This window comes from Sphingomonas sp. CCH9-F2 (assembly GCF_001556735.1).
Lineage (GTDB): Bacteria > Pseudomonadota > Alphaproteobacteria > Sphingomonadales > Sphingomonadaceae > Sphingomonas > Sphingomonas ginsenosidimutans.
In genome coordinates this window covers 1-5,030 of the sequence record NZ_LSJO01000315.1, presented here as the reverse complement: position 1 = coordinate 5,030, position 5,030 = coordinate 1, and the positions used below count along the sequence as shown (strand labels likewise).

Annotated in this window: 4 protein-coding genes; 2 read left to right on the top strand and 2 right to left on the bottom strand. The window is 69.9% G+C overall.

Annotated features, from left to right (window positions below; translation table 11 throughout):
- Window positions 1–1,035, bottom strand: a 1,035-nt coding sequence (locus tag AX685_RS23115) for a carboxylesterase family protein (RefSeq protein WP_156445742.1), incomplete at its 3' end; no start/stop codon positions are given.
- Between the two features lie 10 nt (window positions 1,036–1,045).
- A complete protein-coding gene (locus AX685_RS23110) occupies window positions 1,046–2,485 on the bottom strand; it encodes a glycoside hydrolase family 2 TIM barrel-domain containing protein (protein WP_231738732.1) in 1,440 nt (479 codons plus the stop codon).
- Between the two features lie 60 nt (window positions 2,486–2,545).
- Between AX685_RS23110 and AX685_RS23105 the strand changes: the two genes are divergently transcribed.
- A complete protein-coding gene (locus AX685_RS23105) occupies window positions 2,546–3,985 on the top strand; it encodes a glycoside hydrolase family 2 TIM barrel-domain containing protein (RefSeq protein ID WP_231738732.1) in 1,440 nt (479 codons plus the stop codon).
- Window positions 3,986–3,995: 10 nt separating this feature from the next.
- Window positions 3,996–5,030, top strand: a 1,035-nt coding sequence (locus AX685_RS09280; RefSeq protein WP_156445742.1) for a carboxylesterase family protein, incomplete at its 3' end; no start/stop codon positions are given.

Genomic DNA, 5,030 nt, shown 5'->3' with positions numbered 1-5,030 from the left:
GGGCCGGTCGAGCCGGTAATAGGCGCGCGCGAGCGGCGCCTTCGCGCCATAGCTCTGCACGATGAACCGGTCGCGCTGCCCCGCGCCGCCGGGCAGGTCCAGTTCGAACGCATTGGTGCCGATCATCACGTCGCGCGCCGGCGCCTCGGCGAGCAGCCGGTCCGGCGCGCGTGGCAGCACCACGCCGTCGATCGTCGTGCGCAGCCAGCGATAATCCTGCCCCGCCAGCAGCGGATCGGCCAGCCGCTCCCCGGCGGCGAACACATCGTCCGCTCCCGCCCGCCGCATCGTCGCGAGCGGCGCGCCCATCCGCTCCGCCGCACCGCGCGACCGCCACGGGATGCCGAACCCCGGCGTCCCGCTGCCCAGGATCGCGCGCGCGAACAGCCCGCGCGCCGCGGGTGCCGCCAGCAACAGCCCGACGTCCTGCGCCCCCGCGCTTTCGCCCGCGATCGTCACCCGCCCGGGATCGCCGCCGAACCGCGCGATATTCGCGCGGACCCAGCGCAGCGCCGCAATCTGGTCCTGCAACGCCCAGTTGCCGCCCGCCACCCCGCGCCGCACCAGGAACCCCAGCGCGCCCAGCCGGTAGCGGACGCCGACCACCACGATCCCGCGGTCGACCAGCGGCCCCGCCGCCATGTCGCCCGGCGAACCGGCATAATTGCCCCCGCCGTGGATCCACACCAGCACCGGCCGCCGCCCGGACAGCGCGGCGGTGCCGACGTCCAGCGTCAGGCAGTCTTCGGCGCGGAACGCATGGTCGGCGCGGTTCCAGCCATGATCCTGCTGGATGCACGCGCGCGCGGGCCGCCGCGCATCGCGCACGCCCCGCCACCGCGCCACCGGCGCGGGCGGCGTCCAGCGGAGTGCGCCCAGCGGCGGCGCGGCGAAGGGGATGCCGCGGAACACGATCCGCTTCCCCTCGGTCAGCCCCCCCTCGGTCACTCCGCGCACCGGTCCGGCGGTGGTGTCGGCCACCTGCGCCGCCGCCGGCGCGGCCCAGAGCAGCGCCGCCGCCGCTACGATCCTCACCAGGCGATCCTCACCGCCCGACCTTCGCCGTCGCCACGTTCCACCCGCGCATCGTCACCTCCGGCGCGGCGCTCACCGTGGCGGGGTAGCGGATCGTCAACACCTTGGTCTCGCCGGGCAGCAGCGCGACATAATTGTCGCTGTAGAACGCCGGCAGGATCCGCTCGCCCTTCGCGTCCACCAGCGTCAGCTTGGTGTTCAGCGCCGGCACCTGCCCGCTGTTGGCCAGCGTCACCGTCACCACCCGGTCGGTACCGTCGACTGCGCCGCCCACCATCCGCGCCGTCAGCGTCGCGGGCGCCAGCGTGTCCAGCGCGCGATACGACGCCGCATCGCGCCCGCGCCAATAGAAGTTTTCGGACAACAGCGTGCCCGCCGCATCGGTCAGCTTCAGGCTGACCAGCACCATCGGATGCGCGGCATACAGGCTTTCCAGCGGCACCGCCGCCAGCGGCGTCGCGCGGTTGGACAGCGCGTCCAGCCGGTCGGTGCGCGTGAACAGCTCGGCATTGTCCAGCCCGACGACGCGCGTGGTCGCGGTCAATCCCTTCAGGTCGCCCTGCGTGGTGTTCAGCACGACCAGCTCGTTCCCCGGCAGGTTCAGCTGAACATGGACCGGCTCGGCCGCCTTCTTCGCCCCGTAATAGGCCGCGTGCGTGTCATAATCCCACGAATAGATCTGCCAGGCGTTCGACGGCCACGCCGGATGCGTCATCCACAACAGCCGCCCGCTGTTCTTGGTCCACAAATGCCCCAGGAACCCTTCGTACATCGCCTTGTGGGTTTCCAGGTTCATCATCTGCGCCTTGCGCTCGAAATCGGCGAAGTCGCGCCCGGCGCCGAACATCGTGTCCAGCGTCTGCATGAACGTCTTCGTGTCGCCGTTCCCGCCGAAATGCCAGTCGTGATACGCCAGCACATCACCCAGCGGCCAGCGATCGCCCTTGGGCACGTAACTGGCGATCGATTCGGCGGTCGACAGCGACGGCGTGCCCGTCTCGACCGAGAAGCCGGTCGCCAGATCGGTGAAATAACCCACCGGCGGGCGATAATTGTACGGGCCGGACCCCTGAAGGTTGATGACGTTGCTGCTGCCGGTGAACCACCGCGTGCCGTCCAGTTCGAACACCGCGTCGTCCAGCCCCTCGTTCAGCGTCGGGTACGGCACGCCCTCGTTGCGGCCGAACCACAGGATGATCGACGGATGGTTGCGATAGCGCGCGATCGTGTCGCGCGCATTGGCCAGGAACAGCGCGGCATCGTCCGGCTCGATCTGGAAATTCTGCGTCGATTGCCAGAAGTCGTTCAGCACCATCATGCCGTTCTCGTCGGCAAGATCGTAGAATTCCTCCTCGGTATTGGTGCCCATCCAGTTGCGGATGACGTTCATGTGCGCCTCCTTCTGGAGGCGGAAATACGGCGCCAGCCGGTCGTAGCTGATGCGCTTCATCGCATCGTCCATGCCCCAGTTGCCGCCGCGCGCGGCGGCAACTGGGGCATGGACGATGCGATGAAGCGCATCAGCTACGACCGGCTGGCGCCGTATTTCCGCCTCCAGAAGGAGGCGCACATGAACGTCATCCGCAACTGGATGGGCACCAATACCGAGGAGGAATTCTACGATCTTGCCGACGAGAACGGCATGATGGTGCTGAACGACTTCTGGCAATCGACGCAGAATTTCCAGATCGAGCCGGACGATGCCGCGCTGTTCCTGGCCAATGCGCGCGACACGATCGCGCGCTATCGCAACCATCCGTCGATCATCCTGTGGTTCGGCCGCAACGAGGGCGTGCCGTACCCGACGCTGAACGAGGGGCTGGACGACGCGGTGTTCGAACTGGACGGCACGCGGTGGTTCACCGGCAGCAGCAACGTCATCAACCTTCAGGGGTCCGGCCCGTACAATTATCGCCCGCCGGTGGGTTATTTCACCGATCTGGCGACCGGCTTCTCGGTCGAGACGGGCACGCCGTCGCTGTCGACCGCCGAATCGATCGCCAGTTACGTGCCCAAGGGCGATCGCTGGCCGCTGGGTGATGTGCTGGCGTATCACGACTGGCATTTCGGCGGGAACGGCGACACGAAGACGTTCATGCAGACGCTGGACACGATGTTCGGCGCCGGGCGCGACTTCGCCGATTTCGAGCGCAAGGCGCAGATGATGAACCTGGAAACCCACAAGGCGATGTACGAAGGGTTCCTGGGGCATTTGTGGACCAAGAACAGCGGGCGGCTGTTGTGGATGACGCATCCGGCGTGGCCGTCGAACGCCTGGCAGATCTATTCGTGGGATTATGACACGCACGCGGCCTATTACGGGGCGAAGAAGGCGGCCGAGCCGGTCCATGTTCAGCTGAACCTGCCGGGGAACGAGCTGGTCGTGCTGAACACCACGCAGGGCGACCTGAAGGGATTGACCGCGACCACGCGCGTCGTCGGGCTGGACAATGCCGAGCTGTTCACGCGCACCGACCGGCTGGACGCGCTGTCCAACCGCGCGACGCCGCTGGCGGCGGTGCCGCTGGAAAGCCTGTATGCCGCGCATCCGATGGTGCTGGTCAGCCTGAAGCTGACCGATGCGGCGGGCACGCTGTTGTCCGAAAACTTCTATTGGCGCGGGCGCGATGCGGCGTCGTATCGCGCGCTGGACACGCTGGCGCCCGCGACGCTGACGGCGCGGATGGTGGGCGGCGCAGTCGACGGTACCGACCGGGTGGTGACGGTGACGCTGGCCAACAGCGGGCAGGTGCCGGCGCTGAACACCAAGCTGACGCTGGTGGACGCGAAGGGCGAGCGGATCCTGCCGGCGTTCTACAGCGACAATTATGTCGCGCTGCTGCCCGGCGAGACCAAGGTGTTGACGATCCGCTACCCCGCCACGGTGAGCGCCGCGCCGGAGGTGACGATGCGCGGGTGGAACGTGGCGACGGCGAAGGTCGGGCGGTGAGGATCGCCTGGTGAGGATCGTAGCGGCGGCGGCGCTGCTCTGGGCCGCGCCGGCGGCGGCGCAGGTGGCCGACACCACCGCCGGACCGGTGCGCGGAGTGACCGAGGGGGGGCTGACCGAGGGGAAGCGGATCGTGTTCCGCGGCATCCCCTTCGCCGCGCCGCCGCTGGGCGCACTCCGCTGGACGCCGCCCGCGCCGGTGGCGCGGTGGCGGGGCGTGCGCGATGCGCGGCGGCCCGCGCGCGCGTGCATCCAGCAGGATCATGGCTGGAACCGCGCCGACCATGCGTTCCGCGCCGAAGACTGCCTGACGCTGGACGTCGGCACCGCCGCGCTGTCCGGGCGGCGGCCGGTGCTGGTGTGGATCCACGGCGGGGGCAATTATGCCGGTTCGCCGGGCGACATGGCGGCGGGGCCGCTGGTCGACCGCGGGATCGTGGTGGTCGGCGTCCGCTACCGGCTGGGCGCGCTGGGGTTCCTGGTGCGGCGCGGGGTGGCGGGCGGCAACTGGGCGTTGCAGGACCAGATTGCGGCGCTGCGCTGGGTCCGCGCGAATATCGCGCGGTTCGGCGGCGATCCCGGGCGGGTGACGATCGCGGGCGAAAGCGCGGGGGCGCAGGACGTCGGGCTGTTGCTGGCGGCACCCGCGGCGCGCGGGCTGTTCGCGCGCGCGATCCTGGGCAGCGGGACGCCGGGGTTCGGCATCCCGTGGCGGTCGCGCGGTGCGGCGGAGCGGATGGGCGCGCCGCTCGCGACGATGCGGCGGGCGGGAGCGGACGATGTGTTCGCCGCCGGGGAGCGGCTGGCCGATCCGCTGCTGGCGGGGCAGGATTATCGCTGGCTGCGCACGACGATCGACGGCGTGGTGCTGCCACGCGCGCCGGACCGGCTGCTCGCCGAGGCGCCGGCGCGCGACGTGATGATCGGCACCAATGCGTTCGAACTGGACCTGCCCGGCGGCGCGGGGCAGCGCGACCGGTTCATCGTGCAGAGCTATGGCGCGAAGGCGCCGCTCGCGCGCGCCTATTACCGGCTCGACCGGCCC